Origin of the sequence: Salinigranum salinum, from assembly GCF_009176545.1 — an archaeon.
Taxonomy (GTDB): domain Archaea; phylum Halobacteriota; class Halobacteria; order Halobacteriales; family Haloferacaceae; genus Salinigranum; species Salinigranum salinum.
In genome coordinates this window covers 1851289-1865828 of the sequence record NZ_VTOJ01000002.1, presented here as the reverse complement: position 1 = coordinate 1865828, position 14540 = coordinate 1851289, and the positions used below count along the sequence as shown (strand labels likewise).

At 68.8% G+C, this 14540-nt stretch carries 18 protein-coding genes; 10 read left to right on the top strand and 8 right to left on the bottom strand.

What is annotated here, in order from left to right; all coding sequences use genetic code 11:
• Positions 1 to 40 precede the first annotated feature (40 nt).
• Positions 41 to 709, bottom strand: coding sequence for an imidazole glycerol phosphate synthase subunit HisH (hisH, locus tag FZP69_RS20405; protein ID WP_152043192.1), 669 nt, complete (start codon positions 707 to 709; stop codon positions 41 to 43).
• Positions 710 to 857: 148 nt separating this feature from the next.
• On the opposite strand from hisH, the gene FZP69_RS20400 reads away from it, so the two are divergent.
• Together FZP69_RS20400 and FZP69_RS20395 are read left to right on the top strand one after the other, a co-directional pair.
• The gene (locus FZP69_RS20400) at positions 858 to 2129 is read left to right on the top strand and encodes an MFS transporter (RefSeq protein WP_192918671.1); all 1272 of its coding nucleotides are present in this window, start codon (positions 858 to 860) and stop codon (positions 2127 to 2129) included.
• A gap of 173 nt (positions 2130 to 2302) precedes the next feature.
• Complete coding sequence (locus FZP69_RS20395; RefSeq protein WP_152043190.1) at positions 2303 to 3040, top strand: DUF6498-containing protein; 738 nt, start codon at positions 2303 to 2305, stop codon at positions 3038 to 3040.
• A 77-nt stretch (positions 3041 to 3117) separates the two neighbouring features.
• Here FZP69_RS20395 and FZP69_RS20390 read toward each other — a convergent pair whose 3' ends face one another.
• From FZP69_RS20390 to FZP69_RS20380, 3 genes are all read right to left on the bottom strand, one after another.
• Positions 3118 to 3765, bottom strand: a complete 648-nt coding sequence (locus FZP69_RS20390; RefSeq protein ID WP_152043189.1) for a uracil-DNA glycosylase — start codon at positions 3763 to 3765, stop codon at positions 3118 to 3120.
• A gap of 87 nt (positions 3766 to 3852) precedes the next feature.
• On the bottom strand, positions 3853 to 4431 hold the full coding sequence (locus FZP69_RS20385) for an endonuclease dU (protein WP_152043188.1): 579 nt from the start codon (positions 4429 to 4431) through the stop codon (positions 3853 to 3855).
• A 36-nt stretch (positions 4432 to 4467) separates the two neighbouring features.
• Positions 4468 to 4650 (bottom strand): DUF5786 family protein, encoded by a 183-nt coding sequence (locus FZP69_RS20380; RefSeq protein WP_152043187.1) that lies wholly within the window; start codon positions 4648 to 4650, stop codon positions 4468 to 4470.
• Between the two features lie 97 nt (positions 4651 to 4747).
• Between FZP69_RS20380 and FZP69_RS20375 the strand changes: the two genes are divergently transcribed.
• Positions 4748 to 5380, top strand: coding sequence for an MBL fold metallo-hydrolase (locus tag FZP69_RS20375; RefSeq protein WP_152043186.1), 633 nt, complete (start codon positions 4748 to 4750; stop codon positions 5378 to 5380).
• A 201-nt stretch (positions 5381 to 5581) separates the two neighbouring features.
• On the opposite strand, the gene FZP69_RS20370 is transcribed toward FZP69_RS20375, so the two are convergent.
• Positions 5582 to 5731, bottom strand: a complete 150-nt coding sequence (locus FZP69_RS20370) for a 50S ribosomal protein L40e (RefSeq protein ID WP_152043185.1) — start codon at positions 5729 to 5731, stop codon at positions 5582 to 5584.
• 101 nt (positions 5732 to 5832) lie between these two features.
• Positions 5833 to 6102 carry a thioredoxin family protein gene (locus tag FZP69_RS20365; protein ID WP_152043184.1) on the bottom strand — a complete coding sequence of 90 codons (270 nt, stop codon included), beginning with the start codon at positions 6100 to 6102 and terminating at the stop codon, positions 5833 to 5835.
• Positions 6103 to 6204: 102 nt separating this feature from the next.
• On the opposite strand from FZP69_RS20365, the gene FZP69_RS20360 reads away from it, so the two are divergent.
• From FZP69_RS20360 to hisE, 3 genes are all read left to right on the top strand, one after another.
• Complete coding sequence (locus tag FZP69_RS20360) at positions 6205 to 6369, top strand: preprotein translocase subunit Sec61beta (RefSeq protein WP_152043183.1); 165 nt, start codon at positions 6205 to 6207, stop codon at positions 6367 to 6369.
• 148 nt (positions 6370 to 6517) lie between these two features.
• Positions 6518 to 7120, top strand: a complete 603-nt coding sequence (pdxT, locus tag FZP69_RS20355) for a pyridoxal 5'-phosphate synthase glutaminase subunit PdxT (RefSeq protein WP_152043182.1) — start codon at positions 6518 to 6520, stop codon at positions 7118 to 7120.
• A 58-nt stretch (positions 7121 to 7178) separates the two neighbouring features.
• A complete protein-coding gene (gene hisE, locus FZP69_RS20350; RefSeq protein WP_152043181.1) occupies positions 7179 to 7505 on the top strand; it encodes a phosphoribosyl-ATP diphosphatase in 327 nt (108 codons plus the stop codon).
• A 32-nt stretch (positions 7506 to 7537) separates the two neighbouring features.
• Here hisE and ahbB read toward each other — a convergent pair whose 3' ends face one another.
• Complete coding sequence (ahbB, locus tag FZP69_RS20345) at positions 7538 to 8605, bottom strand: siroheme decarboxylase subunit beta (protein ID WP_152043180.1); 1068 nt, start codon at positions 8603 to 8605, stop codon at positions 7538 to 7540.
• A 174-nt stretch (positions 8606 to 8779) separates the two neighbouring features.
• Between ahbB and FZP69_RS20340 the strand changes: the two genes are divergently transcribed.
• The 4 genes from FZP69_RS20340 (at position 8780) to FZP69_RS20320 (ending at position 13412) form a co-directional block, all read left to right on the top strand.
• Positions 8780 to 9805 (top strand): S49 family peptidase, encoded by a 1026-nt coding sequence (locus FZP69_RS20340; protein ID WP_152043179.1) that lies wholly within the window; start codon positions 8780 to 8782, stop codon positions 9803 to 9805.
• The gene (locus tag FZP69_RS20335) at positions 9802 to 10965 is read left to right on the top strand and encodes a DUF4350 domain-containing protein (RefSeq protein WP_152043178.1); all 1164 of its coding nucleotides are present in this window, start codon (positions 9802 to 9804) and stop codon (positions 10963 to 10965) included. The genes FZP69_RS20340 and FZP69_RS20335 overlap by 4 nt, the downstream gene beginning before the upstream one ends.
• A gap of 172 nt (positions 10966 to 11137) precedes the next feature.
• Positions 11138 to 12220, top strand: a complete 1083-nt coding sequence (locus tag FZP69_RS20330) for an anthranilate phosphoribosyltransferase (RefSeq protein WP_152043177.1) — start codon at positions 11138 to 11140, stop codon at positions 12218 to 12220.
• Positions 12221 to 12443: 223 nt separating this feature from the next.
• Entirely contained in the window at positions 12444 to 13412 is a 969-nt protein-coding gene (locus tag FZP69_RS20320) for a DUF5995 family protein (RefSeq protein WP_152043175.1), read from the top strand.
• A gap of 111 nt (positions 13413 to 13523) precedes the next feature.
• On the opposite strand, the gene FZP69_RS20315 is transcribed toward FZP69_RS20320, so the two are convergent.
• Positions 13524 to 14510, bottom strand: a complete 987-nt coding sequence (locus FZP69_RS20315; protein WP_152043174.1) for a succinylglutamate desuccinylase/aspartoacylase family protein — start codon at positions 14508 to 14510, stop codon at positions 13524 to 13526.
• Positions 14511 to 14540: the final 30 nt, after the last annotated feature.

Here is a 14540-nt window from a genome sequence, read left to right as displayed (position 1 = left end):
CGTCGGTGACCGGATCTACTCGCCACCGTCGGGACCCGTGTTACGCCCGGTCGGCGCAGAGTTCGACGAAGTTCCGGAGGATCCTGAGCCCGATCTTCCCGGACTTCTCGGGGTGGAACTGCGTCCCGAAGACGTTCCCCGCCTCGTTGGCGACGACCGACGGGAACTCGACGCCGTAGTCGGTGGTGGCGACCACGCTCTCGGGGTCGTCGGGGGCGGCGTAGTACGAGTGGACGAAGTAGGCGTACCCGCCGTCGACGCCCGCGACGAGCGGGTGGTCGCGCTGGACGGAGAGCTGGTTCCACCCCATGTGCGGCACCTTCTGCCCCTCGTCGAACCGGACGTTTCGTCCGGGAATGATGTCCAGCCCCTCGACCTCGCCCTCGCCGGCGTGGTCGGCCTCCTCGCTCGACGTCAGCAGCATCTGCATCCCGAGACAGATCCCGAAGACGGGCACGCCGTCGGACGCGGCCTCCGCCAGCGACGCGCGGAACGGCCCCGCGTTCTCCATCCCCTCGCTGAACGCGCCCACGCCGGGCAGGACGATCCCGTCGGCGTCGTCGAACGACGCGGGGTCCGCGGAGATGGTGACGTCCGCGCCGGCGCGCTCCAGTCCACGCATCGCCGACCGGAGGTTCCCGAGCCCGTAGTCGACGACGACCACGGACGCCAGCGTCTCCTCGGTTTCGGCCTGGTCCGAGATGCTCATACTCAGTCTTCGCCGGTCGCGGTCAAGTGCGTTTCCGTTGCCGCAGACGGGACGCCCCGTGCCGAACGACGCGGTCGGCTTCCGACCACCGCCAATCGGCCACGACTTCGCCACTGTTATTCGTCGATCCGACGCACCGGGCAGGCAGATGAGTCGCGTCGGCGAACTGGTCGGTCTCCGCTCCCGAGAGACGGCGGTCGTCGTCGGGCTCATCAGCGGCTCACAGTTCGTCAACCACGTCTTCCTCGTGCTGTTACCGCCGATCCTCCCGCTCCTCTCGCGGGATCTCGACGTGTCGATCGCGCTGCTGGGCCTCGCACTCGGGGTGCAGGCGCTTGTCAACACGGTCTTCCAGCTTCCCTTCGGCTACCTCGCGGATCACTACGACCGAACGATCACGCTCGGGATCTCCTCGGTGCTCGGTGGCGTCGGCGCGCTCGTCACGGCGGTCGCACCGGAGTTCACCGTCCTCGTGCTCGGACAGGTGCTCCTCGGGATCGGCGTCGCCGGTCACCACCCCAGTCACTACCCGCTCCTGTCGGACGCGACGCCCGACGCGGTCCGTGGCCGAGCGTTCGCCATCTACAACTTCGGTGGGAGCCTCGGGTTCGCGACCCCACCGGCGGTCATCACCGCGATCGTCGCGATCGACGGCCTGACGTGGCGTCACGCGATCGGCATCCTGGGCGTGGTCGGACTCGTCTACGGGCTCTTGGTCACCGCCCTGATCGCGTGGCGCGTCGACGACGAGGTGACCGCTCCGAACGTCGAGGCGGTGACGACCGGGGAGCCGCTCGCCGAACGTGTCAGGTCGGAACTGCGGGCGCTGGTCGCCGAGCCCGGCATCCTCGCCCTGGCGGTGCTCGCGCTGTTCGCCACGACTGCGAACTGGGGGCTCACCTCCTACGCCGTCGTGTTTCTCACGGACGCCTACGCGCTCTCGCTGGGGACCGCGAATCTCACCCTCACCGGACTGTTCGTCGTCGGCGCCGGTGCGATCCTCGTCGGTGGCTACCTCACGGATCGCTTCGGCGGCGGGCGAATCCTGATCTTCAGCTTCGTCGGGTTCACGGCACTGGTCGGTCTCATCGCCACACAGCTCGCCCCCGCGACGGCCGTCGTCGGACTCTTCTTGCTGCTCGGTGGGGTCCGCAGCGTGGCCAGTCCCGCTCGCGACGAACTCACCGAGCGGCTGTCGGCCCGCGGCACCGTCGCGACGAGTTTCGCCGTCGTCACCGTCGGCATCATGCTCGGGAGCACGATCGCTCCGCCCGTGTTCGGCTACCTCATCGAGTGGGCCGGCGTTCAGACGGCGTTCTACGCGATCGCCGGAGTCGGCGCCCTCGCGACGGCGGTGACCGCAGTCGTCGTCGGCCGGTTCGCCGATCGGGAGCGACACGCCTCCGCTACGAGTGACTGAGGCCCGCTTCGGCTCGCAGGCCGCTCCGTGCGCTTCGGCTTCCGGATCGGCGTCCGATGCTCGTTCACCCGGCTAGTCGGCGGGATGCCACGCCCGGAGCGGAACGCCTCGCGACGTCACGCGTCGGTGATCGGAGGCAAACGGTTAGGTCGCTCGACCGCAGTACTGTCCGCATGCGCCTGCTTCCCCCACGGGAGTCGTCCTCGCTGGCGATCGCGGGCCTCGTCGCGGTCAACCTCGTCCCGCTCGCCGGCGTGGTCTTCTTCGGGTGGAGTCTCGGCACGATCCTCGTCATCTACTGGGTGGAGAGCGGCATCATCGGCGCGTTCAACGTCCCGAAGATCCTGCTCGCTCCCGGCTCCGAGGAGCCGGCGAACTTCTCGGCGAAGATCAACGGCCGGCAGGTCGACCTCTCGGGGCCGTCGGAGCCGAGAGACGGCCTCCACCTCTACCCCGAAAACACCGACATCGCCGGCTTCTTCGTGATGCACTACGGGATCTTCTGGGTCGTCCACGGGCTGTTCGTCTTCGTGGCGTTCGTCCCCGATCCGTTCTCCGGCGGTCTCGCGTTCACGACCGTCTTCCTCGGCGTCGTCGGCATGGTCGTGAGCCACGCCGGCTCGTTCCTCGTGAACTTCGTCGGACACGAGGAGTACCGCGCTGCCTCGCCCGGGATGCAGATGAAAGAGCCGTACCGACGCGTCATCGTCCTCCACCTGACGATCATCCTCGGTGCGTTCGGGGCCTCCGCGGCCGGTGCGCCGCTCTTCGCGCTCGTCCTCCTGATCGGGCTGAAGACTGCCACGGACCTCTACGCACACCTCGAGGAACACCGACGGGCGGCCGAACGACGCGAGGCGGCCACCGGGGGAGCGCGGGGCGAGCAGATCGAACAGATCGAGGTGACCTGAGTACGAATGTGTCGGTCTCGCGTCGGCCGCGCGGAACGGGGCATGGACCGCCGGCCGTGTGAGTCGAGCGCGGCGCGTCAGAAGTCGCCGAGACTCGACTGGCCACTCCGGCCTCCTCCGTCCCCGTCGCCCCCCTCGCCACCCTCGCCCGCCTCGACGCCGGCCAGTCGGGCGGCCTCGGCGATCGTCTCGAAGAAGCCGTCGCGCTGGCTGCGGTCGTACAGCGTCGCGGCGGGGTGAACCGAGATCAGGAGGCGGAGCGAGACGTCGTCCAGTCGGAGGTCGTGGACGCTCCCCGCCTCCTTCGTCACGGCCACGGAGCGGTCGAGCAGGTGCTGTGAGGGCACCTTCCCGAGCGTCACCACTACCTCCGGTGCGACCGTCCTCAGCTCCGACTCCAGAAAGCTCCGACAGTTCGCGAGTTCGTCCGTCCACGGATCGCGGTTCTCCGGCGGCCGACACCGGACGCAGTTGGTGATGCGGACGCGGGATCGGGAGAGACCGGCCTCGGCGAGCGCCTCGTCGAGGACGCTCCCCGATCGCCCGACGAACGGCTCACCCCGCTCGTCTTCGCTGGCACCGGGTCCCTCGCCGACGAACACCACGGCCGCGTCCTCGGGGCCGACGCCGTTGACGATCCGACTTCTCGAGTCGACGAGTTCGGGACAGCGCTCGCACGCGGTGACGCGCAGGCCGTCGAACTCCACGTCGGGGTCGGTGTCCATACCCGACCGCGGTGCCGTGCGTACTTAATCCCGGCCGTTGGCGCCACCACACCTCGGCCGGGCTTGACACCACACATCGGCCGGCTGTCAGCCATCCTCGTCCTCACGCTCGCGCCACCGGCGCGCACCGCGTGCGGCCAGCCGAGCCACCCGGAGCGGTTCGGGTCGACCGCCCTCGGGCGTGAACGCGTCGACGACGCGTGTGGCCTCCTCGTCGTCACAGCCGACGGCGCGAACGAACACGGTCTCGTCGTTCACGTCGATCGGGCTGCGAGGTGGGAGCGCCCGGTACGTCTCGAGCCGCGTCGCGAGCGCGTCGCCGTCGAACGCCTCGCGGAGGGCGGCTTCCAGCCCCGTGCTCTCCTCGAAGGAGACCGAGAGCACGGGGCGGTCGGCGGCGTCGGCCAGCCGCGAGAGGTCGACGACGTTGAACCAGGCGGGTGCCACGCCGGCCACGAGGACGTCTCTGACGTCCTCGCGGTCGAGGTCGGCGAGAAGGGTCTCCATGGCGGCGGTCGCGTCGGTTCCTCCGACGGTACAGGTGGCGAACGAACAGCCGTCGACGACCCGGTCGGCGCGCACGACCGCCCCGCAGAGGACGCTCGGGTCGCCCTCGCTCGGGCCGTCGGACGCCGCGATGCCGACGGCGCGGACACCGGGTTTCACGTCACGGTGCCCCGTCTCTCGGCGTTGCCGGTCGGTTCACTCGCCCGTCTGTTTGATCTCTTCGAGCCGGTCGAGCAGTTCGTCGTTCGACGCCCCGATGTCGAACTCCACGCTTCCGTCGTGTGTGTTCCTCTCGGTCTGTTCCGCGTCCTCCTCGTCGTAGTCGGCGTCTATCTCCTGGTTCTCCTGTTCGGACTCGTCGTAGCTTCCGAACCCCATTACACGTAGACGTAGGTAGTTCCGAGTGAAAAACCATGTGGGCGATTTCGTGCCGCCGACCCGCTATTTTTACTCCCCCGACCGTCTACGACCAGTCATGACAGACGACATCGTCACCGTCACTGCGGGGGCCGACCAGTTCACCTGTAACGCGTACTTCGTGCCCGGCGAGGTGCCGACGCTCGTCGACGCAGGCACGATGCTCGGTGTCGCCGACGTCGTCGCCGACCACACAGACGACCTCGACCGCGTGGTGCTCACCCACCAGCACTCCGACCACGTCGGCCGGCTCGACGAGGTGCTCGACGCGTTCGACGCCGACCTCTACGCGTACGCGGACCACCCGCGTCGGACCCACGAACTCGCGGACGGCGACGCCGTCGAGATGGGTGACGAGTCGTACGACGTGGTGTACACACCGGGTCACGCGTCGGATCACGTCTCGCTGGTCTCGAACAGCCGGCTGTTCAGCGGCGACGTCGTCGTCTACAACGACGGCGCGTACGACGACGGGAGCTTCGGGCGGACGGACATGACCGGCCAGTCCCGCGAGCGACTCATCACCAGCCTGCGGACGCTCCTCGACCGGCTACCCGACTCGGTCGAGGCGATGTACGCCGGCCACGGCGACGTCTTCCGGGCGAGCGACCACGGCGAGTCCGTGCGCGACGTGATCGAGCGAGCGCTGTCGCGCGCGGAACGCCGCCAGCCGAAGTACCCCGACGGCTGACCGACCCCGGCGGTCGGGACGGGTCGTCGCGGTCCGGCCGCTCGCTGGTTCGCTCGTCGACCCGTCGGCGAAGAGAGAGCTGTTCGCCGATCGTGACGCTCGGCTCGTGAACGTCGCCGCCGACCCGCACCCCGCCACCGTAGCCATCGTAGCCACCGTCGTCGCCGTGTCCGTGGCAACCGAACGCGGCCGCTGTCGGCGTCAGGCTGCGCGTCGTTCCTTCGACTTGGGACGGAGGTTCTTGTAGCCGCACTTCCGACAGCTGTCGGCCCGCTGGGGGTTCCGGGCGTTACAGCGCATACAGATCTGCTTGCTCAGCGTCCGTTCCTCGGCCGCGTCGAAACTCGCCATGCCTGGCGGTAGACGATTCGGCGTGATAATGCTTGCGAGACGGCCGGGACGCCGACCGTGCCGTCGGTGCGGAACCGGGCGTGCGACGACCCGCTGCGCGGTCAGGCCGAGGCCTCGGTCAGCGCGGCCTCGATGTCCTCGCGCTGGGTCACGCCGACGAAGCGGTCGACGACCCCCTCGTCGTTCTCGACGACGAGCGTCGGCAGCGAGCGGACCTGGTACTCGTTGGCGACGTCCTGCTTCTCGTCGACGTCGACCTTTTCGAGTTCGAGATCGTCGCCCCACTCCGCGACGATCTCCTCGAGGATGGAGTCCTGCTGCTTGCACGGGCCACACCAGTCGGCGTAGAAGTCTTTGAGTCGGACGCTCATTGCGTCACGCAGATTGCCCACTCGTCCGCATAAGGATTTCCCACTCTCCCCTCCGAGAACGTGAACGAAACGTTTAGGCGGTCGAGTCTCGCAAAGAGAGGTATGAGCAGTGGCCAGAACAGCGGCGGCCTGATGTCGAGCGCGGGGCTCGTCCGCTACTTCGACGCCGAGGACCGCAACGCGATCCGCATCGATCCGAAGACCGTGGTGGCGTTCGGCCTCCTCTTCGGCGTGTTCGTGATGGTGCTGAACGTCGTCGCGCTGTAGCCGCGACACAGACAGCCCCACGAGGTCGCCGGCACCGACGTTCCTCAACCCGAGCGTGGTCGCCCGTCGGTTCTCGTCTCGACTGGACGTTCGCCCGCTCGTCGATTCGTGACGCGCCCTTTTTGTGAGTCGCCTCGAAGCGAGTAGTATGCTACACGCGGGCGTCATCGCCGTGCAGGGCGACGTCTCGGAACACGCGCGGGCGATCGAGCGAGCGGCGGCGGCCCACGGCCGGGAGGCGACGGTCCACGAGATCAGACACGCGGGGGTCGTCCCCGACTGCGACGTCCTCCTCATGCCCGGCGGCGAGTCGACGACCATCTCGCGGCTCCTCCGCCAGGAAGGGATCGCCCCCGAGATCGAGGCACACGTCGCCGCCGGCAAACCCGTCCTCGCGACGTGTGCGGGGCTCATCGTCGCCGCGCGTGACGCCAAGGACGACCGCGTCGAAACCCTGAACCTCGTCGACGTGACGGTCGACCGCAATGCCTTCGGCCGGCAGGTCGACAGCTTCGAGGCCCCGCTCGACGTCGCGGGGCTCGACGACCCCTTCCCGGCGGTGTTCATCCGTGCACCCCTGATCGACACCGTCGGCGAGGACGTCGAGGTACTGGCCGAGTGGGAGGGCCGCCCGGTCGCCGTCCGCGACGGCCCCGTCGTCGGGACCTCCTTCCACCCCGAGCTCACGAACGACGTCCGCGTTCACCGGCTGGCGTTCTTCGAGGAACTGCCCGCGGAGGCGGCGGACTGAAACGACCGGACGACGCGAAGACGCAGGCTTTTCGCTCCTCGACCGTCTCCGACCCCTCATGAGCGACGACTCCGGCGCGGGTGAAGACGAGACGGTCGCCGACGAGGACGTTCTGGACTCCCTCTTCGCGACCATCGAGGACCGAAAGCGCGACCTCCCGGAGGGGTCGTACACGGCCTCGCTCTTCACCCACGAGAAGGGGGAGAACAGGGTGTTAGAGAAACTCGGCGAGGAGGCCACCGAGATCGTGCTGGCGGCGAAGGACGACGACAGCGAGGAACTGTTGCACGAGTCGGCCGACTTCGTCTACCACCTGCTGGTGTTGCTGGCGATGAACGATCTCACCGTCGCGGACCTGCGGGACGAACTCGAAGCGCGGTTCTGAGCGGTCGCGTGGCGAGGGGACGTCCGCCCCGTTCACCGACACCGAGACCGGTCGTCGCCTTCGGCGGAAGCGACGAGCTCGTCGTACCGGGCACCCGTCTGCTTCAGCGTCTCGGTGGAGTAGAGCCGCTCGTGCGTGAACGGGAGGTGTTCGGCCGCGAGTTCGTCGATCATCTCGTCGACGGCCGCCGGGTCGCGCCCGTGGATCATGGTGAAGAGGTTGTACGGCCACCCCTGGTCGGGGCGACGGGGTCGGTGGTAGCAGAGTGTCACGTACGGGAGACTCCCGACGTCGGTCCCGCGGTCGTCGAGTTCGCCGTCGGGGACGTCCCAGACGACCATGCAGTTGGCGTCGAAGCCGGTCACGACGTGGTTGACGACGCAGCCGATCCGCTTGATACAGCCGTCGGCGAGCAGGCGGTCGACGGCGGCGAGCACCCGGTCGACGGGAGCGTCGATCGCCGCGGCGACGTCGCGGTACGGCGTCTTCGACAGCGGGAAGCCGCCCTGTATCTCGACGAGCAGCGCCGCCTCGAGCGGCGAGAGGCTTCCGGTCGCGTCCTCGGAGATGCGGGTGGCGGAAACCTCGGTCTCGGTCAGCGACTCCCGCGCGAACCGATCGTCGTTCACCACCGGGAACTCGAGGTCGATGTAGTAGTCGGTGAGCATCGGCAGGACGAGCACCGCACATCCGGTTCGTTCTTCGATCTCGGCGAGGATCGCGTCGCGCTTCTCGCGCGACCCGGCGGTGACCACGAACCACATGTTCCACGCGTGGTCGCGGCGGTAGTTGTGGTTCACCTGGCGGTACTCGTTCACGACGGCGGCCACCTCGTCGAACCGGTCCTCGGGGGCCTGGACGGCCGCCAGCGTGGAGGAGCCGATCACTGGCGGGTTGAGTACCGCACCGAACCGACGGAAGACGCCGCGTTCACGCAGGTCACGGACCCGGCGCAGTGCCTCGTCCTCGCTCACGCCGAGCGCCTCCCCGACGACCCGGAACGGCCGCTCGACGACGGGGAAGCCGCTCTGGTAGCCGTCGATGAGGGCCGCGTCGACCTCGTCGAGCCCGGCCCGCCAGTCGTCGTCCAGTGCGCTCATTACCCCGGTTTGGAAGCCGTGAAGGGTATCGCTTTCGCTCCACCGTCCGGAAGCGTGTCGGGAGGCGCTCACACATCTCGAAGCGCCGTCACATCCCCGACATCTGCGCGTGTGAACGGGCCGCCACAAACCCATTGACTTTAGTAGCGTGGAACACAGTCACACACGAGACTGATGCTCGATTCGATATGGGCTGCCCTCCGCCGGGTGGCGACATCCTACGTACTGTTCGTCGTGATCGGTGTGGTGGTCGGCCTCACCTTCGCGCCGCTCGCGTTCAACGCCGCGACCGACGCCGGGGGAACCGTCGCGATCGTCCCCATCGACGGCGGGATCGACGGTAACACCGCCGCGGCCTACACGAACATGATGCAGCAAGCACGACAGAGCTCCGACATCAAGGCTGTCGTCCTCGTCTCCAACAGCGGGGGCGGATCGGCCTCCGCGTCGGAGACGATGTACCTCCAGACTAAACGGACGGCGCAACAGCTCCCGGTCGTCGCGAGCATCGACGCGTCGTCCGCCTCGGGTGCGTACTACACGATCGCCCCCGCCCGAGCGATCTACGCCAAGCCGTCCTCGATCGTCGGTAGTGTCGGTGTCCTCGGGACGATCCCACAGGACCTCGAACCGAACGACATCGTCGGGACCACGGGACCGAACAAGCTCTCCGGTGGTGACAGCCGGGAGTTCTTCTCCATCCTGGAGTCGCTCCGGCGTGCGTTCATCGGCGCGGTGTTCGAGAGCCGCGGCGACCGGATCCAGCTGACGCGCGCGGAGCTGGCGCAGGCGCAGATCTACTCCGGCTCGCAGGCGGTGCAGAACGGGCTCGCCGACCAGATCGGTGACCGCCAGACCGCCATCGAACGCGCGGCCGACGAGGCCAACCTCGAGTCGTACGAGGTCCGGACGCTCCGGCCTGACGGCCAGACGTTCCGCTTCGTGTCGCGGAACAACTACCTCGCGTCCGACGCGCCGAACAAGGAGATGGTGGAGTTCGAGTACTTCGCCGGCCGTCCCGGCACGGGCCCCACGTTCCTCATGATGCCCGGGTCGTACGTCAGTTCCCAGTGGCAGCTCAGCTCGGCCACGACGGCTCAGGCGACGATGGCTGGGGCTGGGACTGGGACCTCGCAGGGCGCGACCGCGTCGGCGTTCGAGACGCCACCGATCCGGGCCGCTACGGAGGGCCGGCCATGACGCCGAACGAACTCGGCGTCGCGCTCGCGAAACGACTGGCCGTCGCGGCGGTCGTCGTGGTGCTCATCGTCGCGACGGCGTTCGCCATTCCGGCCGCCACCGACTCCAGCACGGAGCGCGAGCCGCTGGACACGCCGGAGTACGAGGTCGAGTCGCTGGCGACGACGCCGATCCCCGCCGAGGGTGAGATCGAAGCCGACGCGAGCGTCGGTAACCGCGCGGGCGTGGTCGTCATCGACGAGAGCCACTCGAACCGAGTCAGTCGTGCCGACCTCGCCCCGCTCGTCCGGGAGCTGACGCGGATCGGCTACACCGTCCGCTTCTACGACGGCGACCAGTCGCTCGACCAGGAGCTGTCGAACGTCAACGCGTTCCTCGTCGTCGACCCCGGCCAGGAGTTCGACCGCGACGAGATCGACAACGTCCGCGAGTTCACGAACGAGGGTGGGCACCTGCTGATGATCGGCGAACCGAACCGCAAGCGGATCTCGGCCAGCCTCTTCGGGACGTCGATCTCCGAACAGGAGAGCGCGCTCACCACCCTCGCTGGACGGTACGACATGAGCCTCGGCACGGCGTACCTCTACAACCTCGAGACGAACGGCGGCAACTACAAGCACGTCACCGCACGAGCGACGCCCGAATCCGGACTCGAACTCGACAGCGTCACCATGTTCACCGCCGCACCGGTGTACTCCCGCGGCGGGACGGTACTCCTGCGGACGGCACAGAACACCCACGAGGCCGGCATCGACAGTTCGCGTCGCTACCCCGTCGCCATCCACAAGGAGGCGGAGAACGCGGTGCTCGTCGGGGACAAGACGTTCCTCCAGTCGGACCGGTTCAACGTCGGTGACAACGAGCAGTTCATGGCGTTCCTCGTCGAGTTCCTCATCAGCGGCGAACGCATCCCCGAGTCGGAGCTCGACGGCGACGACGAGGAGGACGATACGGACGAGGAGACGGCCGACGGGACGGACGGTACCGACGAGAGCGGCGACGGAGCGCTCACCAACAACACGACGACGCCCGCACCCGAGACGCCGACGGCCGATCTCGTCGCCCCTTCGACGGGAGACGCCACGGCGGTGACGTCACAGTCGGTCGACGGCTCACCGGCGGTCGCCCGCTCGGTCGACAGGTTCGCCCCGTTCGCCTGAACCGAACTCGGCCCGGCGTCGGCGAACGCGATCGACGGCCGATCGGAACGCGACCGTCGGGCACGAATTCCGCCGAACGGCCGATCGAGTGGCGGGGGTCTGCGCGGTGAGCGACGCCGGGCGTGCGCGACCAGACGAACCCCTTTTGAGGTCCGCGTCCGAAGCCGCGACCATGGCACAAGCCCCCGAACACGACCCCGACCACGAGTACGGCGAGTGGCCGCTCAAGCGGCTGATGACCGAGGTCGTCGGCTCGGGCGTCAAGTCGGCCGAGGACATGAGTCGCGAGCAGGCGACAGAGGCGATGCGGCGGATCCTCGCGGGCGAGCCCGACCCCACCACGCTGGGAGCGTTCTGGCTGGCGAACCGCTGGAAACACAACAATAGCGAGGAGCTCGCGGCGTACACCGACGTCATGTGCGAGCACGTCGAGTACGCCGCCCCCGACGCCGACCCCGTCGACTGCGGCGCGAACTACGACGGCAAGGGCGAGACCGCCATCCTGGGCGTCGCCGCGGGAGTCGTCGCCGCCGCTGCCGGTACCCCCGTTGTCGTCCACTCGGGTGACCGCGTCCCAACGCAGAAACAGGACGCGTACAAACACGTCCTCGACGCGCTCGGGATCCGAACGGAGATCGAACCCGCCGAATCGGCCGACATGGTCGACGAGACGGGCTTCGGCTTCTACTACCAGCCGGCGTTCAACCCCGCGACTCACGACCTGTTCGACCGCCGCGACCAGATGGGCGTCCGGAGCTTCGTCAACACCATCGAGACGCTCGCCAACCCCGCCGAGGCGGACGTCCACCTCGGCTCGTTCTACCACCTGGCGTTCGCGAAGAAGGTCGTCGAGACCTTCGAGCGATCCGACCACCACGACCTCTCGCGCGTCATCATGTTCCAGGGGATGGAAGGGTACGACGACATCCGCCCCGGCTACACGAAGGTCGCGGAGTGGACTGACGGCGACTTCGACGACTACGAGATCGAGACCGCGAAGTACGGCATGGACTTCGAGTACGACGACCTCGGCGTCGACCCCGACGACGTCGCCGGTGCGTCGGCCGCGATCACTCGGGAGGTGCTCGCCGGCGACCGAGACGACGACTTCGCCGACGCGATCGCGCTGAACGCCGCGTTCCGCATCTACGCTCGCCAGGACGTCGACAGCCTCGACGCGGGGCTCGACCGCGCCCGCGAGGTCGTCGACCGCGGCGACGCCGCCGCGGTGCTCGACGATCTCCAGGCGTTCTGAGACGGACGACCACTGCCGTGTCTCCGTGGCGCGGCTCCGGGCACCGACCATCGTGCCCGACACCGACCCCCAACCGACAGACGCCGACCTCCAACCGACAGACGCCGACCTCCAACCGACAGACGCCGACCTCCAACCGACAGACGTCGATCCACACACCAGTAGACGCCCGTCTGCGGCACGGACAGTGATAAGTACGAGGGCGAACAGTAGACAGAGAGCAATGGGTGTGCCGAGGGCGACCACGGACGAAGCTGGGCGACCGAGCCTCGCCGCCGAACTCCGTGCCGTCGCCGACCGCTACTGGGGTCGGCTGACACGGCCACTCGCCGGTCCCCCCGCGCATCCCGATCCCGACCTCACCGTGTTGCTCTCCGAGCCCTTCTCGGGCGTCGACGACGTGTACGACCGGCTCTCGGCCACCGAGACCCACCTTCGGAGTCGTGACGACCGCCGGGCGGTGTTCCTCACGGTGTACGTCGCGATGACGGCGCGCGTCCGTGCGGGCATCGAGGGCGGCGAGCCACGGTTCGAAGACCCCGACTGGACGCGGGCGTACCTCGTCGCCTTCGCCGAGGAGTACCGCCGTGCGCTCGTCGACTTCGAGCGTGGCCGTCCGGTGCCGCCGGCCTGGCGCGTCGCGTTCGGTGCCTCGCTGAGCGACCGGACGCTCGTCGTCCAGGACGCACTGCTCGGGATCAACGCCCACATCGTCAACGACCTGGCGTTCGCGCTCGACGAGGTGGGGATCGGCGACCGCGACGGCGGCGAGCGCGCGCGGAGACGCGCCGACCACCTGGCGATCAACGAGGTGCTCGCGGGGCTCGCCGACGTGGTCCAGACGACGCTCGCGTCGATGTACGAGGCGTCCGGCCTGGCCGAGATCGACGCCCTCCTCGGTCGGTTCGACGAGGACGCGACGCTCTTCGGCCTCCGTGCGGCCCGGGAGTTCGCGTGGACGAACGCGGCCCTGCTCGCCGACCGCCCGCGTCTCGCCCCGTTCGTCCGGTGGCGCGTCCGGACCGTCGCGACCGGCTCGGCGTACGCACTCCTCTCGCCCACGATCGACCCGACGCTCCGCGACGAACTCCGCGCGCTCGAGGACGGCGAGCCGGTGCTCGCGGCCGTCTCGGAGGCGGTCCACGGACCCGACGAGGGTCGTGCGCGGCGGGACCGCCGCCGGCACGCGTAGCCGGTCGGCCGACCCGTCCACCGTCGTCCTGCGTCACCGTCTCTGGTGGGGGCGGTTTGGTCTCGTCTTCTGGACCGGTCGACGCCACCGAAGCCACTCGGTTCTCCCGTCTCACTCGTCGGCGTCGTCCTCGTCTCCGTCGTCGAGCGGGAGCGCGACGCCGACGAGCTTCTGGCCGGTGGAGACGGTCGCGTTCCGAGTGATCGAGTAGAGCAGGCCGTCGTGGGTCGCTTCGACGCGCTGGAGTCGATCGTAGCTCGTCGGGTCGGTGACGTGCCCGAGCAGCTCGCCCGCCTCGACCTCGCGGCCGAGCTCGGTGCCCGGAGCGGGTCTGAACAGTCCCGACGCCGTGGCCGTCACACGACCGAGGTGGTTGCGGACGGTCCGCTGGCGCGCCGGCGTGTCGGGGTCGCCGGGCAGGAGGTCGAGGTAACGGAGTACGTTGAACACGCCGTCGACGCCCGTCTCGATCGCGTCGTCGACCAGCTGTTTGTTGTGGGCGAGTTCGGGCGTGATCGCGGGGATCCCCTCGTCGGAGGCCGCCACGCGGAACTTCCCGTCGAAGCCGCGGTCGCTCCACTCCGACTCGGCGTCCTCGCCGGCGAACTCCGCGAGACAGACTTCGGTCCCGAACGCGAGTCCCAGCGCGCGCGAGGCGTCGTCGCCACGGCGGTAGACGGTGTGGGTGAGCATCTCCGGGCTGCCGGTGTGGAGGTCGACGACGGCGTCGGCCGCCGAGGCGTACGACCAGAGCCGCGCGGCGATCCGCTGATGAATCGTCCCGTCGGGGTCGCCAGGCCACACCCGGTTCATGTTCGGGTTCTTCGCGTCGATCTCCGGGGGCGTGGTGTACGACACGTGATCGAACGAGATCGGGTCCGCGACCGGCACCGCGACGAGGGTGCCGTTGAGGTCGGCTTCGCCGTCGAGGAGCGCGTGGTGGACGCGGCGGAGCACCTCCGCCCCGTTCACCTCGTGCCCGTGCTGGGCGGCCTGGACGTACACCGTCGGGTCCCCCGTTCCATACGTGTGTACGGTCGTCTCGACCGGCGAGCCGGACGGGAGGCGAGCGAGCGTGAGTCGCTCGGCAGTGTGCATACCGGAGGATGGGACCGTGGTCTCTTGGGG